18 protein-coding genes and 6 tRNA genes are annotated in these 23022 nt (G+C 68.9%); 15 read left to right on the forward strand and 9 right to left on the reverse strand.

The annotated features are described in order from the left end of the window. Positions 1 to 29 precede the first annotated feature (29 nt). From ACFZDJ_RS45220 to ACFZDJ_RS45255, 8 genes are all read left to right on the forward strand, one after another. Positions 30 to 102, forward strand: a tRNA-Glu gene (locus ACFZDJ_RS45220). Positions 103 to 149: 47 nt separating this feature from the next. Continuing rightward, a tRNA-Asp gene (locus ACFZDJ_RS45225) sits at positions 150 to 224 on the forward strand. A gap of 24 nt (positions 225 to 248) precedes the next feature. Beyond that, positions 249 to 322, forward strand: a tRNA-Phe gene (locus ACFZDJ_RS45230). 69 nt (positions 323 to 391) lie between these two features. After that, on the forward strand, positions 392 to 2020 hold the full coding sequence (locus tag ACFZDJ_RS45235) for a hypothetical protein (RefSeq protein ID WP_390938016.1): 1629 nt from the start codon (positions 392 to 394) through the stop codon (positions 2018 to 2020). A gap of 160 nt (positions 2021 to 2180) precedes the next feature. After that, complete coding sequence (locus ACFZDJ_RS45240) at positions 2181 to 2525, forward strand: hypothetical protein (RefSeq protein ID WP_384923851.1); 345 nt, start codon at positions 2181 to 2183, stop codon at positions 2523 to 2525. Between the two features lie 254 nt (positions 2526 to 2779). Further along, complete coding sequence (hrpA, locus tag ACFZDJ_RS45245) at positions 2780 to 6760, forward strand: ATP-dependent RNA helicase HrpA (protein ID WP_391068183.1); 3981 nt, start codon at positions 2780 to 2782, stop codon at positions 6758 to 6760. 93 nt (positions 6761 to 6853) lie between these two features. Beyond that, positions 6854 to 6928, forward strand: a tRNA-Asp gene (locus ACFZDJ_RS45250). 366 nt (positions 6929 to 7294) lie between these two features. Beyond that, the gene (locus ACFZDJ_RS45255) at positions 7295 to 7483 is read left to right on the forward strand and encodes a DUF6274 family protein (protein WP_384920445.1); all 189 of its coding nucleotides are present in this window, start codon (positions 7295 to 7297) and stop codon (positions 7481 to 7483) included. Positions 7484 to 7933: 450 nt separating this feature from the next. On the opposite strand, the gene bldC is transcribed toward ACFZDJ_RS45255, so the two are convergent. Beyond that, the gene (gene bldC / locus ACFZDJ_RS45260) at positions 7934 to 8140 is read right to left on the reverse strand and encodes a developmental transcriptional regulator BldC (protein ID WP_003949541.1); all 207 of its coding nucleotides are present in this window, start codon (positions 8138 to 8140) and stop codon (positions 7934 to 7936) included. A gap of 706 nt (positions 8141 to 8846) precedes the next feature. Further along, positions 8847 to 9695, reverse strand: a complete 849-nt coding sequence (locus tag ACFZDJ_RS45265; protein WP_168509497.1) for a hypothetical protein — start codon at positions 9693 to 9695, stop codon at positions 8847 to 8849. A 246-nt stretch (positions 9696 to 9941) separates the two neighbouring features. Here ACFZDJ_RS45265 and ACFZDJ_RS45270 point away from each other — a divergent pair, with 246 nt between their 5' ends. Both ACFZDJ_RS45270 and ACFZDJ_RS45275 read left to right on the forward strand, forming a co-directional pair. Beyond that, on the forward strand, positions 9942 to 11030 hold the full coding sequence (locus ACFZDJ_RS45270; protein ID WP_391068186.1) for a Glu/Leu/Phe/Val dehydrogenase dimerization domain-containing protein: 1089 nt from the start codon (positions 9942 to 9944) through the stop codon (positions 11028 to 11030). 321 nt (positions 11031 to 11351) lie between these two features. Next, on the forward strand, positions 11352 to 11606 hold the full coding sequence (locus ACFZDJ_RS45275) for a DUF3073 domain-containing protein (protein ID WP_037615441.1): 255 nt from the start codon (positions 11352 to 11354) through the stop codon (positions 11604 to 11606). Between the two features lie 144 nt (positions 11607 to 11750). Here the strand turns inward: ACFZDJ_RS45275 and purM are convergent, their stop codons facing one another. The 7 genes from purM to purS all read right to left on the reverse strand — a co-directional run bounded on the left by purM (position 11751) and on the right by purS (position 19972). Beyond that, positions 11751 to 12821: a phosphoribosylformylglycinamidine cyclo-ligase gene (purM, locus tag ACFZDJ_RS45280; RefSeq protein ID WP_391068189.1), complete on the reverse strand. Its 1071-nt coding sequence runs from the start codon at positions 12819 to 12821 to the stop codon at positions 11751 to 11753. Between the two features lie 43 nt (positions 12822 to 12864). Next, entirely contained in the window at positions 12865 to 14391 is a 1527-nt protein-coding gene (gene purF, locus ACFZDJ_RS45285; RefSeq protein WP_168509499.1) for an amidophosphoribosyltransferase, read from the reverse strand. A 61-nt stretch (positions 14392 to 14452) separates the two neighbouring features. Beyond that, entirely contained in the window at positions 14453 to 15244 is a 792-nt protein-coding gene (locus ACFZDJ_RS45290; RefSeq protein WP_391068192.1) for an META domain-containing protein, read from the reverse strand. 123 nt (positions 15245 to 15367) lie between these two features. Further along, a complete protein-coding gene (locus ACFZDJ_RS45295; RefSeq protein WP_391068196.1) occupies positions 15368 to 16162 on the reverse strand; it encodes a sterol carrier family protein in 795 nt (264 codons plus the stop codon). Between the two features lie 614 nt (positions 16163 to 16776). After that, positions 16777 to 19035, reverse strand: coding sequence for a phosphoribosylformylglycinamidine synthase subunit PurL (gene purL / locus ACFZDJ_RS45300; protein WP_391068199.1), 2259 nt, complete (start codon positions 19033 to 19035; stop codon positions 16777 to 16779). Continuing rightward, positions 19032 to 19712, reverse strand: coding sequence for a phosphoribosylformylglycinamidine synthase subunit PurQ (purQ, locus tag ACFZDJ_RS45305; protein WP_101404194.1), 681 nt, complete (start codon positions 19710 to 19712; stop codon positions 19032 to 19034). The genes purL and purQ overlap by 4 nt, the downstream gene beginning before the upstream one ends. Then, positions 19709 to 19972, reverse strand: coding sequence for a phosphoribosylformylglycinamidine synthase subunit PurS (gene purS, locus ACFZDJ_RS45310; RefSeq protein WP_005482678.1), 264 nt, complete (start codon positions 19970 to 19972; stop codon positions 19709 to 19711). The genes purQ and purS overlap by 4 nt, the downstream gene beginning before the upstream one ends. 361 nt (positions 19973 to 20333) lie before the next feature. Between purS and ACFZDJ_RS45315 the strand changes: the two genes are divergently transcribed. The 5 genes from ACFZDJ_RS45315 (at position 20334) to ACFZDJ_RS45335 (ending at position 23006) form a co-directional block, all read left to right on the forward strand. After that, positions 20334 to 20651 carry an Lsr2 family protein gene (locus ACFZDJ_RS45315; protein WP_101404193.1) on the forward strand — a complete coding sequence of 106 codons (318 nt, stop codon included), beginning with the start codon at positions 20334 to 20336 and terminating at the stop codon, positions 20649 to 20651. 178 nt (positions 20652 to 20829) lie between these two features. After that, positions 20830 to 20901, forward strand: a tRNA-Gly gene (locus tag ACFZDJ_RS45320). Between the two features lie 79 nt (positions 20902 to 20980). Next, positions 20981 to 21056, forward strand: a tRNA-Gly gene (locus tag ACFZDJ_RS45325). 130 nt (positions 21057 to 21186) lie between these two features. After that, positions 21187 to 22179 (forward strand): ATP-binding cassette domain-containing protein, encoded by a 993-nt coding sequence (locus tag ACFZDJ_RS45330; RefSeq protein WP_391068202.1) that lies wholly within the window; start codon positions 21187 to 21189, stop codon positions 22177 to 22179. Then, entirely contained in the window at positions 22176 to 23006 is an 831-nt protein-coding gene (locus ACFZDJ_RS45335; protein WP_390938037.1) for an ABC transporter permease, read from the forward strand. The genes ACFZDJ_RS45330 and ACFZDJ_RS45335 overlap by 4 nt, the downstream gene beginning before the upstream one ends. The last annotated feature ends 16 nt before the right edge of the window (positions 23007 to 23022 follow it).

The raw sequence follows: 23022 nt of genomic DNA on the forward strand, positions 1-23022 counted from the left end.
GCGCTGAGAAGCGCCCAGGCGGGCCGATAGCCCTCATCGTCTAGCGGCCTAGGACGCCGCCCTTTCAAGGCGGTAGCACGGGTTCGAATCCCGTTGGGGGCACGCAACACCGTGTGCGACACTGTTTTACGCGTCGCACGCAACAGCTTGGTCCTGTGGAGCAGTTTGGAGTGCTCGCCACCCTGTCAAGGTGGAGGCCGCGGGTTCAAATCCCGTCAGGACCGCTGAGGTTTCACATGAAACCTCGTGGCTGGGTAGCTCAGTTGGTACGAGCGATCGCCTGAAAAGCGATAGGTCGCCGGTTCGACCCCGGCCCCAGCCACAAGAACGAGAACCCCCTCCGGGTCAACCGGAGGGGGTTTTCGTCGCTCGCGGAGCCTTAGGGGGGTTCTTGAGACATATCGCCAGAGGACTGGTGACGGCCGGCGCCGTCCTGGTCGGCACCTTCGCGATACCCGGCACGGCCCACGCCGCGGGGCCGAACGTCGAGCGTGCGTACAGCGACCAGGCCGACTGGTCGGTCCTCGACGTCCGCCTCAACTACAGCGGCTCGGTCGACAAGATCACGGCCAAGCTCCACCCGGCCGGCAGCGCCGAGTCGGACGCACCGGTGGCCACGATCACCGACTTCACGCGCACCTACGACTACAGCTCCTGGGACAGCATCTGGGCCTCCCAGCCCATCCACCTGGACACTCTGGGCGACTACACGATCGACATCGAGGCCACGGACTCCTCGGGCGAGACCACTGTCCAGCAGAACGCCGGCACTCTGCACTACCAGAAGCAGCCCGTCATCACCGGTTACTCGGTCACGCCGACCGAACCGGACATCGAGCACAAGACGGTCACAGCCGCCGGTGACATGGTCGTCCGCGACCCCAGCACCCGCGAGACGGTGCCTCTGCCCGGCGCCACCGTGGACCTCACGTTCGACGGGAACGACGAGACGACCGCTGTCACGGACGACGCCGGCCACTTCTCCGCCTCCCACGAGGTGGTGGACGGCGGCTGGACCTTCGCCCAGTACAAGGGCGACCTGGGCTTCGCCGCCGGCCCCTGGATCGAGGTCAGGCCGAAGACCGCGCCGACCCGGATCGTCCTGGACAAGAGCAGCCTCCACGTCACCGCGAACGACAAGTTCAACGTCACCGGAACGCTCCAGTACCAGAGCGGCACGGAGTGGAAGCCGCTGTCCGGCATCGCGCTGCAGATGGACTACAAGGACTGCACCACCTGCAGCCCCGTCCAGTCGACCACCGACGCGAACGGCCGCTTCTCCTTCTCGAAGTACGCGTACGGCAGCAAGGAGGTCTACGAGGTCGGCTTCCCGCCGTACCCGTACAACCCCTTCATCCAGCGCACCACGAAGGCCGACGTCACCGTCGCGGCCACCGCCACGACGAAGTTCACCGAGTTCACGGCGCGACTGGACGAGTACGCACAGCTGGACATCACCGGCATCGTCGACCTGGTCGGGCGGGACGGCAACGACCGGATCGCCGTCGACATCCAGTACTCGCCCGACGGCAGGACCGGCTGGAGCACCAAGAAGACGGTGCAGACCACCAACGGCTCGCAGTTCATCGTCGAGAAGCTGCCGGGTTACACGGACGGCTACTGGCGGCTGCACTACGCAGGCTCCACCGCCAAGGACATCAAGGGCGGCGTCAGCGGCAGCCTGCGCAGGAACCGCGCCCTCACCCGGATCAAGGACGCCAACGCGTCCCCCGAGCCCGTCTACAAGGGCCGGACGATCACCGTCAAGGGCGTGCTCCAGGAGCGCAAGGCCGGCACCACCTCCTGGAAGGCGTACGGCGCCAAGAAGGTGGAGATCCTCTTCCGGCCCAAGGGCAAGAAGACCTGGTACCTGATGTCCACCGTCACCACGAAGTCGAACGGATCCTTCAGCAAGGGCTTCAAGGCCCAGCAGGACGGCACCTGGGTACCCGTCTTCCTGTATCCCGACAGCAAGCACTTCGTGGGCGACGGCACGGAGGACTACGTCGACGTGCGATGACACCCGCGCGGACAGCTGAGGAGGGGCGGACCCGAAAGGGTTCGCCCCTCTCTTCGCGCCGGGACGGGCGCGACCGGTGACGGGCGGCTCACTTGGCAGCGGCGCTCGGCCGCCGCTATGTTCTGGCCGGTCCAGCAGGTTTCTTCGGGGCGGGGAAGACATGAGCCGGAACGTGGCCAGAGTGATTCAGGACACCGAACTGGAGAAGGACCGGGCCCGGTACGGGCTGTTGGCCGTGGTCGTCAGCATTCTCGCGATCTCGGGCGTCGCGATCTTCGGCGTCTGGCGGCTCGACGGCGACAAGGCCGTGATCGTCGGCGTGCTCACCGCCGCGTTCACCGCGGTGAGCAGCATGACCACCGCCTACCTGGGCATCAAGGCCGTCTCCAACACCGCCCAGTCCATGGCCCGGGGCGCCCCCCGTCACACCCCGACACCCCCCGAGACACCAACACAGCCGACCGAGCCCCCGACCCCCACACCCCCGTCCCCCCGCGCGCCCTGACCCGCCACCACAGACCGCTCGCCCCACGCACCCGCAGTCGCCGTACGACGCGAGGGGCCGTGGCGGTGCGTCGCAAGCCCGTCGCTTACGTTCGGATCGAGGAGCGGCTCCCTTGCCGGGCCCACGTCTGATCCAGCGGCGACGGGCTCGACGCACCGCCACGGCCCCGACCCACCACCGCCACCAGGCACCCCACGGGTCCCCAGATAAAGCACTCGCCAGTAATTTCGGCGAGATGAGATCCTGGACGGCGTATGTCTACGCATCCTGCCCCCGTCCTCGGCGACCTCGCCCCCCGCCTGGCCGAGCTGTCCCTGCGCGACGCGCACCGGCTCGGCCGCAGGCTCGAGGGCGCGCGCCGGATCCGCAAGCCCGAAGCCCGCGCCGCCGTGCTCGCCGAGATCGACGCGGAGGTCACCAAGGCCGAGGCCCGCATGGCCGAGCGCCGCACCCGCGTGCCCGCCGTCACCTACCCCGAGCAGCTCCCGGTCAGCCAGAAGAAGTCCGACATCGCCGACGCCATACGCGACCACCAGGTCGTCATCGTCGCGGGTGAGACCGGCTCCGGAAAGACCACCCAGATCCCCAAGATCTGTCTCGAACTGGGCCGCGGCGTCCGCGGCATGATCGGCCACACCCAGCCCCGCCGCATCGCCGCCCGCACGGTCGCCGAGCGCGTGGCGGAGGAGCTGGACACCCCCCTCGGCGAGGCCGTCGGCTGGAAGGTCCGCTTCACCGACCAGGTGAATCCGGACGGCACCTTCGTCAAGCTCATGACGGACGGCATCCTGCTCGCCGAGATCCAGACGGACCGCGAGCTGCGCGCGTACGACACGATCATCATCGACGAGGCCCACGAGCGCTCCCTCAACATCGACTTCCTGCTCGGCTACCTCGCCCAGCTGCTCCCCAAGCGCCCGGATCTCAAGGTCGTCATCACCTCGGCCACGATCGACCCGGAGCGCTTCTCCCGCCACTTCGGCGACGCCCCGATCGTCGAGGTCAGCGGCCGTACGTACCCCGTGGAGGTCCGCTACCGCCCGCTCCTCGAAGAGGAGGGCGACGACGCCGACCGCGACCAGATCACCGCGATCACGGACGCGGTCGAGGAACTGCAGGCCGAAGGCAAGGGCGACATCCTCGTCTTCCTCTCCGGCGAACGCGAGATCCGCGACACGGCGGACGCACTCACCAAGAAGCAGTACCGCTTCACCGAGGTCCTCCCCCTCTACGCCCGCCTCTCCCACGCGGAGCAGCACCGCGTCTTCCAGCCCCACACCGGCCGCAGGATCGTCCTGGCGACCAACGTCGCCGAGACCTCGCTCACCGTCCCGGGCATCAAGTACGTCATCGACCCGGGCAACGCCCGTATCTCCAGATACAGCCACCGCACCAAGGTCCAGCGCCTGCCCATCGAGCCGGTCTCGCAGGCCAGCGCCAACCAGCGCAAGGGCCGCTGCGGCCGTACGTCGGACGGCATCTGCATCCGCCTGTACTCCGAGGACGACTTCAAGTCCCGCCCGGAGTTCACGGACGCGGAGATCCTCCGTACGAACCTGGCGAGCGTCATCCTCCAGATGACGGCGGCCGGCCTCGGCGACATCGAGAAGTTCCCCTTCATCGACCCGCCGGACCACCGCAACATCCGAGACGGCGTCCAGCTCCTCCAGGAGCTGAACGCACTCGACCCGTCCGAAAAGGACGTACGCAAGCGCCTCACGGACACCGGCCGCAAGCTCGCCCAGCTCCCCGTCGACCCCCGGCTGGCCCGCATGGTCCTGGAGGCCGACAAGAACGGCTGTGCGCGCGAGGTCATGGTGATCGCCGCGGCGCTCTCCATCCAGGACCCGCGCGAGCGCCCCGCCGACAAGCAGACGCAGGCGGACCAGCAGCACGCCCGCTTCAGGGACGAGACGAGCGACTTCCTCGCCTTCCTCAACCTCTGGCGTTACGTCCGCGAACAACAGAAGGAGCGAGGCTCGTCGGCCTTCCGCCGCATGTGCAAGCAGGAGTACCTGAACTTCCTGCGCATCCGCGAGTGGCAGGACATCTACACCCAGCTGCGCACGGTCGCCAAGCAGATGGGCATCCACCTCAACGAGGACGACGCGGCGGAGCAGAGCGTCCATGTCTCCCTCCTCGCCGGCCTGCTCTCGCACGTCGGCATGAAGGACGTGAAGGAGACCGGGGGCGAGAGCGGCGGGCGCAGCACGGGCAAGAACGAGTACCTCGGCGCCCGCAACGCCAAGTTCGCGATCTTCCCCGGCTCGGCCCTCTTCAAGAAGCCCCCGCGTTTCGTGATGTCGGCCGAGCTGGTGGAGACCTCCCGTCTCTGGGCCCGGGTGAACGCCAGGATCGAGCCCGAGTGGGTCGAACCCCTGGCGGAACACCTCCTCAAGCGCACCTACAGCGAACCGCACTGGGAGAAGGACCAGGCGGCCGTGATGGCGTACGAGAAGGTCACCCTCTACGGCGTCCCGATCGTCGCCCAGCGCAAGGTCAACTACGGTCGTATCGACGCCGAGACGAGCCGCGACCTCTTCATCCGCAACGCCCTCGTGGAGGGCGACTGGCGCACGCACCACAAGTTCTTCGCCGACAACCGCAAGCTCCTGACCGAGGTCGAGGAGCTGGAGCACCGTGCCCGCCGCCGGGACATCCTGGTCGACGACGAGACGCTGTTCGACTTCTACGACCAGCGGGTGCCGGCCCACGTCGTGTCGGGCGCGCACTTCGACTCGTGGTGGAAGCACAAGCGCCATGACGAGCCGGAGCTCCTCGACTTCGAGCGCTCGATGCTCATCAACGAGCGAGCCGGTGACGTCAGCAAGGACGACTACCCCGACTCGTGGCGTCAGGGCCGCCTGAAGTTCCGGGTGACCTACCAGTTCGAGCCGGGCGCGGACGCCGACGGCGTCACGGTCCACATCCCGCTCCAGGTCCTGAACCAGGTCACGGACGAGGGCTTCGACTGGCAGATCCCGGGCCTGCGCGAGGAAGTGGTCACCGAGCTCATCCGCTCCCTCCCCAAGCCCATCCGTCGCAACTACGTCCCCGCCCCGAACTTCGCGAAGCGGTTCCTCGACCAGGCCGTGCCCCTTCAGGAGCCGCTGCCGACGACCCTCGCCCGCGAGCTCAAGCGGATGGTCGGTGTGCCGGTCGCTGCCGACGACTTCGACTGGTCCCGCGTCCCCGACCATCTGAAGATCACCTTCCGGATCGTCGACGAGCGGCGCCGCAAACTGGCCGAGGACAAGGACCTGGAGACCCTCCAGCTCCAGTTGAAGCCGAAGGCGCGCAAGGCGATCTCGCAGGCCGCGGCGGCGACGGCGGAGCGCGAGGGCGGCGAGTCCCTGGAACGTACGGGCCTCACGGACTGGACGATCGGCACGCTGACGCGCGTCTTCGAGACACGCCGGGCCGGCCAGCCGGTGAAGGCGTACCCGGCCCTGGTCGACGACGGCCCGACGGCGAACACCGTCTCCGTACGTCTCTTCGACACGGAGGCCGAGCAGGCGCAGGCCATGTGGAAGGGCACCCGGCGGCTGATCCTGCGCAACATCCCGGTGAACCCGGGCAAGTTCGCCTCGGACAAGCTCACCAACGCCCAGAAGCTCGCCCTGTCCGCCAACCCGCACGGCTCCGTGCAGGCCCTGTTCGACGACTGTGCGACGGCGGCGGCGGACAAGCTGATCGGAGACTTCGGGGGCCCGGCGTGGGACGAGGAGTCGTACCGGAAGCTGTATGACAAGGTACGCGCCGAGATCGTCGACACGACGGTCCGGACGGTGAGCCAGGTGCAGCAGGTCCTCGCCGCCTGGCAGGCCTGTGAGCGCCGTCTGAAGGCCACCAGCAGCCCCACGCTGCTGGCCAACCTCACGGACGTACGGACGCAGCTGAACGCCCTGGTGAAGCCCGGCTTCGTCACGGCGACCGGCCTGCGCCGCCTCCCGGACCTGATGCGCTATCTGGTCGCCGCCGACCGCCGCCTGCAGCAGATGCCGACCGGCGTCCAGCGGGACACCACCCGCATGGAGAAGGTCCACGAGATGCAGGACGAGTACGCGTGGCTCCTGGAGCAGTTGCCGCAGGGCCGGCCGGTCCCGCAGCAGGTCCTGGACATCCGCTGGATGATCGAGGAGCTCCGGGTCAGCTATTTCGCCCACGCGCTCGGCACGGCGTACCCGGTCTCCGACAAGCGCATCGTGAAGGCGATCGACGCGGCGGTGCCGTAACGGGACCTGCACGGTGGGTGAGTTCGACCCCGGGCTCACCCTCCTGTAGAGTCTCTTCTCGCAGCACAGCGCAGGAAAGTGACTGCGAAACCTGGTCCTGTGGAGCAGTTTGGAGTGCTCGCCACCCTGTCAAGGTGGAGGCCGCGGGTTCAAATCCCGTCAGGACCGCAGTAGATACGAGAGCCCGGGTCTTCGGACCCGGGCTCTCGTGCGTACGCACTCCGCGCAGCCGCACGAACTCACGGACCCCTCGCGCGGCCGGACTCCCGGACCACCCGCGTACGGACCACCCCGCGCGGCCCTAACCCCCGGCAGCGCACGTTCGGGCCCCGGAGCGCGTATCCACGGACTCCGGGCGCCGTACGCCCCTTCACGCGCCTCGTGCGCCCCCACCCCCCGCACGGCCGCTCCCAGGCCCTCCCACCGAACGCCGGACGCGGTCCCGCCCGACCGGCGAAGCCCCCCGCACCTTGACGCCGTCACATTCGGCGGGTACCCCGGAATCCAGGGCACTCGACCTCGTGGAGGTGGTCCATGGCGGCGTCCGCTCGGCACGAGACGCGCGCGCTGCTCCGCGCCCATCTGTCGGCCGCCTCCGGGTACCGCCATCTGACGCGGCACTGCCCGATCTGCCACCAGCTCCTGAGACTGGCCATGGAGCCCTCCGCGCACGGCGAGGAGGACGAGACAGCGGCCGAGGACGAAACCCCCGCCACGGCGTGACCCTCGCGCGGGAGGGCAGATCCGCCCCAACTCCTTTAGCGCAGAGGCGCCACGGGCAACAAGGACTCTGGCATGTGACGGGTGTCACCGCATAAGTTTTCAGAAGGGCGGAACTTACACCCCACCTACAACTTGTCAATTTAATATGTGCAATTGCACTACTCTCCGAGGACTCCCACAGGAGATCCGACACCCCTCCCCAGACTCCGACAAGGCCGCTCACAGGCCCACCGCGCGACCCACAGCCGCGCCCCTTCGGCGCCCGAACAGGGCACAAAAAAAATCGCGCTGGACCCGGCGGAGTCCAGCGCGATCGACGACGCACCCTTGTCGCATGTGTAACTGGGTCGGGCGTGAGCCCTGTTGGGGCAGGACCCGCGTCGCTTGGAGCTGTGGTTGGGCGTCTTGACAGGTTGGGGGACCTACCGAATTGCCCGGTTATGCAGTTGTTCAGGCCTCGCTGCGCTGCTGCGGGATACCCGCGAGTAGCGCGCGGACCTCAGCCTCGCGGTAGCGGCGGTGCCCGCCGAGCGTGCGGATGGATGTGAGCTTGCCGGCCTTCGCCCACCGCGTGACCGTCTTGGGGTCGACGCGGAACATCGTGGCGACCTCAGCCGGGGTCAGCAGCGGCTCGGCATCAGGGGTGCGAGCGGTCATGAGCGGCCTCCTCGGGAGAACCGAACCTTCTCGGTTCTTTCCTCTAAATTCTGCACCTTGACCCGCGTTGCCCGAAATGGCGGACGCGAGTCGAGTCGGTTATAGGACGAACGGCTTGTCCTCGGCACTACAACTACACCATCCGTCCAGCCGCGTCGGCCAAACCGATGGAATTGCCCTCCCAGGTGTTCATCAGCGACGGAAGCCGATGGACCATGCCATAGCGGACAGTCACGCCACTGTGACGATCAGTCACAGGACGATCAGGAGTCATCAGACCCCCCATAGCGCGCAATACCGAGATTCCCGCCCAAACATGGACGGATGGAGCCCTCCCCCGGGCTCCTTGTCCTATTTTGGCACGAGGAGGGGCAAGCGATGCAAGAGCCAGGTAAGTGCCATCCGTCACGCTTGACACATCGTCGACACAAAAGACCGGATCGGGACCTAGGTCCCGACCTGCGCGATCTTCTCCCGCAGTGAGGGTTCTTCAGCGTGCGAGGACCATACGTCAGTTCGGTCGAACACCAGTGAGAAGCACATCACACTTCTCGTGCGGCCGGCCCACCCCAGCCGTGCCCGGGACACTCAGACACCCCACAGGCACTCAGACACCCGACATGCCACCCAGGTCCCACAGGGCACACAGGACCCACGTGACACACAGAACCCACGCGCCCCACAGGCCCAAAGGCCCTGGACGCCCTCAGTTCGCCGAGCGCCGGTCCCGGACCGAGCGCCAGCGCTCCACGAGCCGCCCGTACGCCTCGCCCGCCGCCGCCCCGTCCCCATGACGCAGCGCCTCGATGCCCTCGGCCACGTCGGCCGCCGAGTGGTCGTCCTCGAGGTGCCCGGCCGGCAGGGCGTGCACGAGCCCGCCGTAGTCCAGCTCGACCAGCGAGCGCGGATGGAACTCCTCCAGCCAGCGCCCCACGTCCACCAGACCGTCGATGAGGGGCCCCTCGTCCAGGGTGTCCCGCAGGGTCTTCAGGGCGCGTGCCGTCCGCCGCCGCGCCTGCACCATCGGCGTCCGGTAACGCAGCACCGGCGCCGCTCCGTCACCGCCCGTCCCCTTCTCGTACCGCCGCTCCTCGTCGGTGACGAGCACGAACCAGTTCAGCGGCACCTGCCAGGTCGACGTGCGGATCCATGGGCGGGCGTCGGGGTTGCGGGCGAGCCAGCGCTCGTAGTCAAGGGCCGCCTGGCGGCGTACGAGCGGCGGCAGGACCGCGTCCAGGACGGACACGGGCAGTTCGTCGGCCAGTTCCTCCAGCGCCTGCCAGCCGCGCAGCCGGGTGCGCCAGGGACAGACACAGAGCACTCCGTCGACGCTCAGCACGAACGCGTCCGCGCTCTCGTGCACCGGCACGGGGATCGGCGGGGTGGGCAGCAGATCGGCCAGCGAGCGGCGCAACTCGTCCTGGTACGACGGGCGCCCGGCGCGCCGGGCGTAACGCGCCCAGTGGGTGCGCTCCGGCTCCGGGAAGGCGGCCAGCGGTTCGTACACGCGCAGATAGGACGCGTACGGGACGATCACCGAGGACACCTTGGGCACCCCTGCTCCCTCCCCAACGGACCGGACCCGAAACCCGGGCCGGAATCCCGGGCGAGCGGCGCGCGGGCGACCGGGAAATCACTCCAAATCGTCCCACGACCGTGCGGAAACGTACTCCGGGAGGAGGTGATCCTGAACACTGCGCGGATGGCGACCGGGCACAGGCTCTAATCTCATGCCCACGGAAGCCCGCCATCCGCACGGGCACCGTCCACAACCGCCGCTACTTACCTGGGAGTCACCACAGTGACCGACGTAACCGACGGCGTCCTGCACACCCTGTTCCACTCGGACCAGGGGGGTCATGAGCAAGTCGTGCTCTGCCAGGACCGGGCCAGCGGCCTCAAGGCCGTCATCGCCATCCACTCCACCGCTCTGGGCCCCGCCCTCGGCGGTACGCGCTTCTACCCGTACGCGAGTGACGAGGAGGCCGTCGCCGACGCGCTGAACCTCTCGCGCGGGATGTCGTACAAGAACGCCATGGCCGGTCTCGACCACGGCGGCGGCAAGGCCGTGATCATCGGGGACCCCGAGCAGATCAAGAGCGAGGCCCTGCTCCTCGCCTACGGCCGGTTCGTGGCCTCGCTCGGCGGGCGCTACGTCACCGCGTGCGACGTCGGTACGTACGTCGCCGACATGGACGTCGTGGCGCGCGAGTGCCGCTGGACGACGGGCCGCTCGCCCGAGAACGGCGGCGCCGGCGACTCCTCGGTCCTGACCGCCTACGGGGTCTTCCAGGGCATGCGGGCGAGCGCCCAGCACCTGTGGGGCGACCCGACCCTGCGCGGCCGCAGGGTCGGCATCGCGGGCGTCGGCAAGGTGGGCCGCCACCTGGTGGACCACCTGCGCGAGGACGGCGCGGAGGTCGTGATCACGGACGTACGCGAGGAGTCCGTACGGCAGATCCTGGACAAGCACCCGACGGGCGTCACGGCCGCCGCGGACACCGAGGCGCTGATCCGCACCGAGGGCCTGGACATCTACGCCCCCTGCGCGCTGGGCGGGGCTCTGAACGACGCGTCCGTGCCGGTGCTCACCGCGCGGATCGTGTGCGGCGCCGCCAACAACCAGCTCGCGCACCCGGGCGTCGAGAAGGACCTCGCGGACCGCGGGATCCTCTACGCGCCCGACTACGTGGTGAACGCGGGCGGTGTCATCCAGGTCGCCGACGAGCTGCACGGCTTCGACTTCGCCCGGTGCAAGGCGAAGGCCACGAAGATCTTCGACACCACGCTGGCCATATTCGCACGTGCGAAGGAGGACGGGATTCCGCCGGCTGCCGCGGCCGACCGGATCGCCGAGCAGCGGATGGCGGAGGCGCGCCACCGCGGATAGCGGAACCTTCCATTCCGTCGCATTCCACGCGTGTCTCGACGCTTGTCAGGGACCCGCCGAGGGGACACTTCGAGAGAACTCTCACTCCCGTCGGCGGGTCGTCCGCCAAGAAGAGGTTAAAATCGCGGTTGACCAGCGGGGACAGGGCACCTCGCAGGTTCTGGGCCTAGGCGCGTCCTGCGGGCGACGTACCGTATGGGCGCGGGCTCAGGTACCGTGGAAGCCCTACGGACCGGTCTCTCCACGGAGAGCCCGTTCCAGATCATGAACGCGTGTCAAGACTCTGGGGCCACCGAGCCCCGTATCCGAGGGGGTCGAGCCATGGGGCGCGGCCGGGCAAAGGCCAAGCAGACGAAGGTCGCCCGCCAGCTGAAGTACAGCAGCGGCGGGACTGACCTCTCGCGTCTGGCCAATGAGCTGGGCGCTTCGACTTCGAGCCAGCCGCCGAATGGCGAGCCGTTCGAGGACGACGACGAGGAAGACGACCCGTACGCCCAGTACGCGGATCTCTACAACGACGACGATGAGGATGAGGACGACCAGTCCGGTCCGCAGTCTCAACGTCGCGGCGCTTGACGCACCAGCGTCCCTCGCGGTTTCCGCGATCTCTCGTAGCAATAGCGGTGAGTAGATCTCAGTTGGCGGATTTCTCGTAGCAACCGCACTTCACCCGGTCCGGGGCCTCAACGCCGGACCGGGTTTCGTGCTGCCCCGAGGGCCTCAGTTCGCGTAGTCGCCGATCAGGGCCGCGCCCGTCGCGTGCTCGCCGCGCTCGGTGATCTCACCGGCGATCCAGGCGTCCACGCCGCGGTCCGCGAGGGTGGCCACCGCCACGTCCGCCGATTCCTCGGGGACGATCGCGATCATGCCCACGCCCATGTTCAGCGTCTTCTCCAGCTCCAGACGCTCGACATTGCCGGTCCTGCCGACGAGGTCGAAGACCGGGGCCGGGGTCCAGGTCTCGCGGTCCACGATCGCGTGCAGCCCGTCCGGGATCACCCGGGCCAGGTTGGCCGCGAGGCCGCCGCCGGTGATGTGGCTGAAGGCGTGCACCTCGGTGGTCTTCGTCAGCGCCAGGCAGTCCAGCGAGTAGATCTTGGTGGGCTCCAGGAGCTCCTCGCCGAGCGAGCGGCCGAACTCCTCGACGTGCTGGTCCAGGCTGAGGTTCGCCCGGTCGAAGAGGACATGCCGGACGAGCGAGTACCCGTTCGAGTGAAGACCGGAGGCCGCCATGGCGATCACCGCGTCACCCGTACGGATACGATCCGGGCCGAGCAGCCGGTCGGCCTCCACCACGCCCGTACCGGCGCCGGCGACGTCGAAGTCGTCCGGACCGAGCAGGCCCGGGTGTTCGGCCGTCTCGCCGCCCACCAGGGCGCAGCCCGCGAGCACACAGCCCTCGGCGATGCCCTTCACGATGGCCGCCACGCGCTCCGGGTGGACCTTGCCGACGCAGATGTAGTCGGTCATGAAGAGCGGCTCGGCACCGCACACCACGATGTCGTCCATGACCATCGCGACCAGGTCGTGGCCGATGGTGTCGTACACGCCGAGCTGCCGGGCGAGGTCGACCTTGGTGCCCACGCCGTCCGTGGCGGAGGCGAGCAGCGGACGCTCGTAGCGCTTGAGGGCGGAGGCGTCGAAGAGGCCGGCGAAGCCGCCGAGGCCGCCGAGGACCTCGGGGCGCTGCGTCTTCTTCACCCACTCCTTCATCAGCTCTACGGCGCGGTCGCCCGCTTCGATGTCGACGCCGGCAGCCGCGTAGGAAGCACCGGTAGTGGTCTCAGACATTGCCTGGGATCTTTCGGGTTGGTGATACGGGGCTCTGCGGCGCTTACGGGCGACGGATGGCGTCAGCCGCGGCCGTGGCTGCGGGACCCGCGGCCAGCTCGGTCTCCAGAAGCTGCTTGCCGAGCAGCTCGGGGTCGGGAAGCTCCATCGGGTACTCGCCGTCGAAGCAGGCGCGGCACAGGTTCGGCTTGGCGATGGTGGTCGCCTCGATCATGCCGTCGAGGGAGATGTACGAGAGGGAGTCGGCGCCGAGCGAGGTGCCGATCTCCTCGATGCTCATGCCGTTGGCGATCAGCTCGGCGCGGGTCGCGAAGTCGATGCCGAAGAAGCAGGGCCACTTCACGGGGGGAGAGGAGATCCGGATGTGGACTTCCGCCGCACCCGCCTCGCGGAGCATGCGCACCAGGGCCCGCTGGGTGTTGCCGCGCACGATCGAGTCGTCGACGACGACCAGGCGCTTGCCCTTGATGACTTCCTTCAAGGGGTTCAGCTTCAGACGGATGCCCAGCTGGCGGATGGTCTGTGAAGGCTGGATGAAGGTCCGGCCGACGTACGCGTTCTTCACCAGGCCGGCGCCGAACGGGATGCCGCTGGCCTCCGCGTAACCGATCGCGGCGGGCGTCCCGGACTCCGGGGTCGCTATCACCAGATCGGCCTCGACAGGGGCTTCCTTGGCGAGCTTGCGGCCCATCTCGACACGCGAGAGGTACACGTTCCGGCCGGCGATGTCCGTGTCCGGGCGGGCCAGGTACACGTACTCGAAGACACAGCCCTTGGGCTTCGCTTCCGCGAATCGGGACGTGCGCAGGCCGTTCTCGTCGATGGCGACGAACTCGCCCGGCTCGATCTCACGGACGTAGGCCGCGCCGCAGATGTCGAGGGCGGCGGACTCGGAGGCGACGACCCAGCCGCGCTCCAGGCGGCCGAGGACCAGCGGGCGGATGCCCTGCGGGTCGCGGGCCGCGTACAGGGTGTGCTCGTTCATGAAGACGAGGCTGAAGGCGCCCTTGACCTGCGGGAGGACCTTCGCGGAGGCCTCTTCGACGGTCAGCGGCTTGCCGTCGTCGTCGACCTGGGCCGCGAGGAGCGCGGTGAGCAGGTCGGTGTCGTTGGTGGCGGCCACGCGGGTGGTGCGGCCGTCCTGCTTGGGGAGGTCGGCGACCATCTCGGCGAGCTGCGCCGTGTTGACGAGGTTGCCGTTGTGGCCGAGCGCGATGGAGCCGTGCGCGGTGGCACGGAACGTCGGCTGGGCGTTTTCCCACACGGAGGCGCCGGTGGTCGAGTAGCGGGCGTGACCGACCGCGATGTGACCCTGGAGCGAACCGAGCGAGGCCTCGTCGAAGACCTGGGACACGAGGCCCATGTCCTTGAAGACGAGGATCTGGGAGCCGTTGCTTACCGCGATCCCCGCGGATTCCTGGCCCCGATGCTGGAGGGCGTAGAGCCCGAAGTAAGTGAGCTTGGCGACCTCTTCACCCGGGGCCCAGACTCCGAAGACGCCGCAAGCGTCCTGGGGGCCTTTCTCGCCGGGGAGCAGATCATGATTGAGTCGACCGTCACCACGTGGCACGCCACCGAGTGTAGGCGAGATCGACCACTGGTCCGAATTGGGGATACGGATCTTTGACGGATCACTCGTCGGCGACGGCTTGGAGGGTCTTGCCGTTTGTGCTGGTCAGCGCGATGGCTCGGTGGTTCAACTCGTATCCGACCGTGCTGTCGAAGAAACCCAGCAGGGTCCTCTCGGTGTCCATGAGTGAGCCGTCGCACATCATCCGGGTGGTCCTGGCAGTGCCGAGGGTGATATGTCCGTCGCGGACGGTGGCCTTGGCGGTGACCTGGTTGCAGCCGAGGCGGCCGGAAAGGGTGCCTTTCGCCTTGTCGAGGGTGAAGTGGGCGTCGGCCCCCTCGGGAAGGGACTGGGCCACGGCACCGTCCCCGAGGGACATGACCGTCCACTTCGTGCCGTACAGGGGCGCGTCCGGCTCCTTGGTCAGATCGACGCGGTCACCGCCGTCGGTGGTGAGCGTCAGCTTGTCGCCCTTGACCTCGCTGGTGAACGTGTCGTCGACGAAGGCGCGGCTGAGGCTCTGCTCGAAGCTCATGGGGTCCTTCTGGCAGCCCATGTCGGTCGCCTCGATCTTCCCGAAGTCGACACGATCACCCTTGAGGGTGACGGTCGAGCCGAAAGTGTTGCAGCCGAGGTTGCCGCTGACGCGACCGTCTTCGCCGATCCGCAGATACGCGCTGTCCGGCGCCTGCCGGGTCCGGCCGTGCGTGGTGAGGGTGTCGACACTCCAGTGAACGCCGGTGACCGGCGACGATCCGCTCCCCACGGAACCGCCGCCCGCCGTCTCGGTACCGCAGGCCACGGCGAGCGGAAGCAGGGTCAGGACGCTGAGGGTCAGTCGCTGCTTGTCCATGACGATGTGACGGGAGGGGTGGGGTGGCCGGTTCCCCTCCGATTCCCCTCCGAGACGGTGGGGGTGGGTTCAGCAGGTGGGGTTCCGCGAGTGGGTTCCGCGAGTGGGGTTCCGAGGGTGGGCTCAGCCCATCAGGGGCAGCAGTCCGCCGAGGTCGGCCCGCTCCCCGCTCGCGCTGACCTTCGCCTCGTCCAGCGCGGTCTTCCACTGCGTACGTCCCGTCGCCAGCCGGATCCAGGTCAGCGGGTCGGTCTCCACGACGTTCGGCGGTGTGCCCCGGGTGTGCCGGGGGCCCTCCACGCACTGCACGACGGCGTACGGCGGGATCCGCACCTCCGTCGACGCGCCGGGCGCCTTCACGGCGAGCGCGTCGGCGAGCAGCCGGGTGCACGCGGCGAGGGCCTGGCGGTCGAGGGGGATGTCGGTGCCGGCGGCGCGGTTCAGGTCGTCGGTGTGCACGACGAGTTCGACGGTGCGGGTGACGAGGTAGTCGGCGAGGGTCATCGCACCGGTGCGCGCGGCGAGCAGCCGGTCGTCGGAGGCCGTGGCCAGGCGCTCGGTGATCCGCTCTTCGACGCGCGCGTAGAGCGCGTCGAGGTCGGGGTTGTCTGCGGCGAGTTCGCGGGTGCCGTCGGCGATGTCCCCGGCGCGTGCCGCCGTCGCGAACGGCCACTCCAGCAGCGCGAGTTCCTTCGCGCCGGGCTCGGGCCGGTCGAGGTTGCGGCTCACGGTCTCGACGGCCATCGTGAGGTGCGCGGCCAGCTCCCGCACACTCCAGTCCCCGAGGTGCGTGGGCCGCGCCAACTGCTCCTCGGTCAGGGTGCGGACGCCCTGCCGCACGTTCCCGAACTGCGCGAGCACGGCCACGCGGATCTTGGCGGGGTCATAGGTACGGGTGCGTTTCCTGGCCGGCGGCATGTGGCGAGCCTAGGGCCTGTCCGGCGGATCAGGTCGGAGGGAATTGACGGCGCCGCATAAGCGCAGGTGAGCGGGGTCTGGTGCGTGCAGCTGCAAGGCGGAGGAGGGAGTCGACGCGATGGGGTCCCCCGCTGCTCGAGCGAAGCCGAGAGCTCGGGGGAGTCGGCGACCGACGACAACGCCGCTGGGGGCACCCCCTGCTCGTCCAGGACTCCGCCCCACGCCACCAGCTCGGCGTGGCCACCACGGCCGTCCGCTCCTTCCAGACCCTGGGCAACGCGCTCGGTACCGCCGTCTTCGGCAGCGCTCTGGCCCGCCTGTACGCCGCCCACGGCCCCCGGCGGCGACATCACCGCCCTCGCCCGGCTGACCGGACCGCCCCGCGCGGACGGCATCCATGCCTTCGCCGACGCGAGCCAGGTCGTGTTCTGGGGAGGAGCCGGACTGATGGCCCTCGCCGCGCTCCTCGCGCTGAGGCTGCCCAAGCGCGGTGACACGAAGGGCACCGCGACCCCGCCCCGGGAGACCGAGCCCGTCCCGGCATGACGACGGCCCCGCCCGTCGAACGGGCGGGGCCGTCGAAACGGGCGGGGCCGTCGGCGTCGTACGACCGCCTACGCGAGCAGCGCCGGGATCGTGCCCTCGTGGGCCGTGCGGAGCTCGTCCAGCGGGAGTGCGAACTCGCCCTGGACCTCGACCGCGGCTCCGTCCACGACACCGATACGGGTGACGGGCAGACCCCGTGCACCGCACATGTCGTTGAAACGGAGCTCCTCCGAGCGCGGGACGGCGACGACCGCGCGGCCCGCCGACTCCGAGAAGAGGAAGGTGAAGGCGTCGAGACCGTCGGGGACGACCAGCCGGGCGCCCTTGCCGCCGAGCAGCGCCGACTCGACCACGGCCTGGATCAGACCGCCGTCGGACAGGTCGTGCGCCGAGTCGATCATCCCGTCGCGGGAGGCGGAGATGAGGATCTCGCCGAGAAGGCGTTCGCGCTCCAGGTCGACCTTCGGGGGCAGCCCCCCGAGGTGGTCGTGGACGACCTGCGACCAGGCCGAACCGCCGAACTCCTCACGGGTGTCACCGAGCAGGTAGAGGAGCTGGCCCTCTTCCTGGAAGGCGACCGGCGTGCGGCGGGCGACGTCGTCGATGACGCCCAGCACGGCCACGACCGGGGTCGGGTGGATGGCGACCTCGCCCGTCTGGTTGTAGAGCGAGACGTTGCCGCCGGTCACCGGGGTGCCCAGCTGCTGGCAGGCGTCGGCGAGCCCGCGGATGGCCTCGGCGAACTGCCACATGACGGCCGGGTCCTCGGGCGAGCCGAAGTTCAGGCAGTCGGAGACGGCGAGCGGCTTGGCGCCGGTCGTCGCGACATTGCGGTAGGCCTCGGAGAGGGCGAGCTGTGCGCCGGCGTACGGGTCCAGCTTGGCGTAGCGGCCGTTGCCGTCCGTGGCGATGGCGACGCCGAGCCCGGTCTCCTCGTCGATGCGGATCATGCCCGAGTCCTCGGGCTGCGCCAGCACCGTGTTGCCCTGCACGAAGTGGTCGTACTGGGAGGTGATCCAGGACTTGGAGGCCTGGTTCGGCGAGCTCACGAGCTTGAGGACCTGGTCCTTGAGCTCCTCGCTGGTCGCCGGGCGCGGCAGCTTGTTCGCGTCGTCGGCCTGGAGGGCGTCCTGCCACTCGGGGCGGGCGTAGGGGCGCTCGTAGACCGGGCCGTCGTGGGCGACCGTGCGCGGGTCGACGTCGACGATCTTGCCGCCGTGCCAGTAGATCTCCAGCCGGTCGCCGTCGGTGACCTCACCGATGACGGTGGCGATGACGTCCCACTTGTCGCAGATCTCCAGGAACCGGTCGACCTTCTCCGGCTCGACGACCGCGCACATGCGTTCCTGCGACTCGCTCATGAGGATTTCCTCGGGAGAGAGAGTCGAGTCCCGCAGCGGTACGTCGTCCAGGGTGACGCGCATGCCGCCGGAGCCGTTGGAGGCCAGTTCGGAGGTGGCGCAGGACAGACCGGCCGCGCCGAGGTCCTGGATGCCGACGACCAGCTTCTCGGCGAAGGCCTCGAGCGTGCACTCGATGAGCAGCTTCTCCTGGAAGGGGTCGCCGACCTGGACCGCGGGGCGCTTCGACGGCTTGGCGTCGTCGAAGGTCTCACTCGCCAGGATGGAGGCGCCGCCGATGCCGTCGCCGCCCGTGCGGGCCCCGTACAGGATGACCTTGTTGCCCGTGCCGGACGCCTTCGCGAGGTGGATGTCCTCGTGCTTCATGACGCCGATGGCACCGGCGTTGACGAGGGGGTTGCCCTGGTAGCAGGCGTCGAAGACGACCTCGCCGCCGATGTTGGGCAGGCCGAGACAGTTGCCGTAGCCGCCGATGCCCGCGACGACGCCCGGCAGGACGCGCTTGGTGTCGGGGTGGTCGGCGGCGCCGAAGCGCAGCGGGTCGACGACGGCGACCGGGCGGGCGCCCATCGCGATGATGTCGCGCACGATGCCGCCGACGCCGGTGGCCGCTCCCTGGTAGGGCTCGACGTACGACGGGTGGTTGTGCGACTCGACCTTGAAGGTGACGGCGTAGCCCTGGCCGACGTCGACGACACCGGCGTTCTCGCCGATGCCGACGAGCAGGGCGTCGGACTGCGGAGCCTTCTCGCCGAACTGGCGGAGGTGGACCTTCGAGGACTTGTACGAGCAGTGCTCGGACCACATGACGGAGTACATGGCGAGTTCGGCGCCGGTCGGGCGGCGGCCGAGGATCTCGACGACCCGCTCGTACTCGTCCTTCTTCAGGCCCAGTTCGGCCCAGGGCAGCTCGACGTCGGGGGTCGCGGCCGCGTTCTCGACCGTGTCCAGAGGCGTGCGGCTCATGCGTTGACCAGCTTCTTGAGGATCGAGGTGAAGAAGGGGAGGCCGTCGGTACGGCCGGAGCCGACCAGGGTCTCGACGGCGTGCTCGGGGTGCGGCATGAGACCGACCACGTTCCCGGCCTCGTTCGTGATGCCCGCGATGTCCCGGAGGGAGCCGTTGGGGTTGAAGTCGACGTAACGGAAGACGACCCGGCCCTCCGCCTCCAGCATGTCGAGCGTGTGCTCGTCGGCGACGTACCGGCCGTCCATGTTCTTCAGCGGGATGTGGATCTCCTGGCCGGACTCGTAGTCGGCCGTCCAGGACGTCTCCGCGTTCTCCACCCGCAGCTTCTGGTCGCGGCAGATGAAGTGGAGGTGGTTGTTGCCGAGCATCGCGCCGGGGAGAAGGTGCGCCTCGGTGAGGACCTGGAAGCCGTTGCAGATGCCGAGGACGGGCATTCCGGACTTCGCCTGCTCGATCACGGTCTCCATCACGGGCGAGAAGCGCGAGATGGCACCGGCCCGGAGATAGTCGCCGTACGAGAAACCGCCGGGCAGCACCACGGCGTCGACCTGCTTGAGGTCCTTGTCCTTGTGCCAGAGGGCGACGGGTTCGGCACCGGCGAGCTTGATCGCACGCTGCGTGTCCCGGTCGTCGAGGCTGCCGGGAAAGGTGACGACTCCAATACGAGCGGTCACTTTCCTGCCTCCGCGACTTCCTCGACCTTGACGGTGAAGTCCTCGATCACGGTGTTGGCGAGGAAGGATTCCGCCAGTTCATGGATGCGGGCGAGCGCGGCGTCGTCCACCGGTCCGTCCACTTCCAGTTCGAATCGCTTTCCCTGACGTACGTCGGAGACACCTTCGAAACCGAGGCGCGGCAGTGCACGCTGCACCGCCTGGCCCTGGGGGTCGAGGATCTCCGGCTTGAGCATGACGTCGACTACGACGCGTGCCACTGGCACTCCCGGTGTGTGGTGCTGAGCAGGTCGCTTCAGACTACCCGCACAAAATTTCTACTCGCGTAGATTCGTAGAATCCTACGTGAGCCCGATCACGATCCCGCATCGACGCGGGGGCCTGCACGGAAAATCCTGGGAAAAATCGCAGAAGAGCGGCGGGGCCCCATTACCTTCGGACACGCGGAAGGTTTTAGTCGGGCTTCACAATGCAATGCTCGGCACTGTACAAAGGAATTGGCAATAGCCGATACTTTGCCCAATAACAGCCGGACAGTCGACATCTCCCCGACAACTCCGTGACGTCCACGCACGTCATGGGGTGTGATCGCAGAGGTGCCGCACGAAGGGACCGATATTCGTGGCGCAGCGTGTCGTGGTCACTCTCTTTGACGACATCGACGGCTCGGAAGCGGCGGAAACGATCGCCTTCGGACTCGACGGCAAGTCGTACGAGATCGACCTCAATCCAACCAATGCCAAGAAACTGCGTAAGGCCCTCGCGCCCTACCTCGAGGCCGGCCGCAAGCAGTCGAAGTCCGGGAAGGCGTACACGCACACCGCGTTGACCCCCGACCCGGCCGCCGTCCGCGCCTGGGCCCGCTCCAACAAGCTGGACGTCCCCCCGCGCGGCCGCATCCCCAAGAAGGTCTACGAGGCGTTCGCCGAGGCGCACTGAATCCGCGGCTCCGGCGGACGGCCCGCCGGGCTCCCGCTCCGGCCGGCCCGCCGGGGCCCCGCTCCGGCCGGCCATCCGCCCCCGCGCGCAACCGACTTGCGCTGACCCCCCGCTGATCAGCTAGAGTCTGGAGCACGCCGAGGGGCAAGGCCGAAAAAGCCGGACCCCGAGGAGTCACGCGGGTGTAGTTCAGTAGCAGAACATCCCCCTTCCAGGGGGAAGGCGCAGTGTGCAATTCCTGTCACCCGCTCTGCAGCCCTTACCGACCACTCTTGTGGATCAGGTAAGGTGGTGCTCGCACCGACCGGTGAAAGCTGGTCGGAGGCAATGCGGACGTAGCTCAGTTGGTAGAGCGCAACCTTGCCAAGGTTGAGGTCGCGAGTTCGAGCCTCGTCGTCCGCTCCAGGAAGCAAAGACCCCGGTCATCGACCGGGGTCTTTCTCGTGTGCGCGCACGACCGTCCCCTGACATTTGTCATGCGGAGTGATGACACCGCGCACTGCTGTCGGGTTCCGTCCGCGGGGACGCTGATTTCATGAACACGAACGAGCGAGATGACGTGATCGAGGTCACCGATCTGCGGCGCGTGTACGGGGGAGACCGGGGAACCGGCGGAGATTTCGAGGCCGTGCGCGGAATCACCTTCTCCGTGGGCCGCGGTGAGCTCTTCGCGCTGCTGGGGACCAACGGCGCGGGCAAGACCTCCACCGTCGAGCTGCTGGAGGGCCTCGCCCCTCCGGCGGCCGGCCGGGTGCGGGTCCTCGGACACGATCCGTACGAGGAGCGCGCGGCCGTCCGGCCCCGGATCGGCGTGATGCTGCAGGAGGGCGGCTTCCCCTCCGAGCTGACGGTCGCGGAGACCGTACGGATGTGGGCGGGCTGCACGAGCGGAGCCCGGCCCGCCGCTCAGGCCCTGGAGATGGTCGGGCTCACCCGGCGGTCCGGGGTACGGGTGAAGCAGCTGTCCGGAGGCGAGAAACGGCGCCTGGACCTGGCCCTCGCGCTCCTCGGCCGCCCCGAGGTCCTCTTCCTCGACGAGCCGACGACCGGCCTGGACGCCGAAGGACGCCGGGACACCTGGGAGTTGGTGCGCGAGCTGCGCGACGGCGGCACGACCGTGGTGCTGACCACGCACTACCTGCAAGAGGCGGAGGAGCTGGCCGACCGGCTCGCGGTCCTCCACGAAGGGCACATCGCGGCCTCCGGCACCCCCGCCGAAGTGACCGCGTCCTCACCGTCCCGGATCTCCTTCGAACTGCCCGACGGCTACTTCCTCGGAGACCTGCCCCCGCTCGCCGAGCTCGGCGTGACCGATCACGAGACGGCGGGCCGCGCCGTCAGACTGCGCACCGACGAGCTCCAGCGCACCGCCACCGCACTGCTCGTGTGGGCCCACCAGAAGCAGGTCGAGCTGCGGGGGCTCGATGTGCGGTCGGCCTCGCTGGAGGAGGCGTTCCTGCGGATAGCACGGGACGCTGCGGGCCGGGGCGCGGGTGTGCGGGAGCAGAAGAGGGGGACGGCGGCATGAGCGCGACAGTCCCGGCGACCGGGAAACCCGGTACGGACAAGGGTGCGGGTGCGGGTACGGGTATGACGACGGCCGCGGGGCGGATGGCCGCCCTGGCGCGCGCCGAACTGACCCTGCTGGGCCGCTCGAAGGCGACCCTCGCCGCCGCCGTGTTCATGCCGCTGCTCTTGCCGTTCAGCCTCCGCTCGACGGTCGACCAGATGGACCTGAAGGGCACCGGGCTCTCGGTCGGCTCGGTCGTCCTGCCGTCCTCCGTCGGCTTCTCCCTCCTCTTCGCGGTCTACAGCTCGCTGGTGAGCGTGTACGCGGCCCGCCGCGAGGAGCTCGTCCTCAAACGGCTGCGCACCGGGGAGCTGCGGGACGCGGAGATCCTCGCGGGTGCGGCCCTGCCCTCGGTCGCGATCGGCCTGGTGCAGTGCCTGGTCCTGACGGTCGCGTGCGCCGCGCTGCTGGACGTCGGCGCGCCCCGGGCACCCCATCTCGCCGTCCTGGGGCTGCTCCTGGGCCTGGCGATGTGGCCCCCGCTCGCGGCGATCACGGCGAACTTCAGCAAGAGCGTGGAGGGTGCCCAGGTCGCCACCATGCCCTTGATGCTGGTGTCGCTGTTCGGTTCCGGCACCTTCTTCCCCCTCCAGGTCATGCCGGACCAGCTGGCCTCGGCCTGCGAACTGCTGCCGCTGACCCCGGTGATCACGCTGATTCGCGGCGGCTGGACCGGCGGTCTCTCCGCGCACGACACCCTGGGCGCGCTCGGGACGGCGGTGGCCTGGATCGTCCTCGCGGTGTTTGCTGTACGGCGGTGGTTCCGCTGGGAGCCGCGGCGTTGACCAGGGACTTGGTGGT

It is taken from the genome of Streptomyces sp. NPDC007896 (assembly GCF_042959425.1).
Taxonomy (GTDB): domain Bacteria; phylum Actinomycetota; class Actinomycetes; order Streptomycetales; family Streptomycetaceae; genus Streptomyces.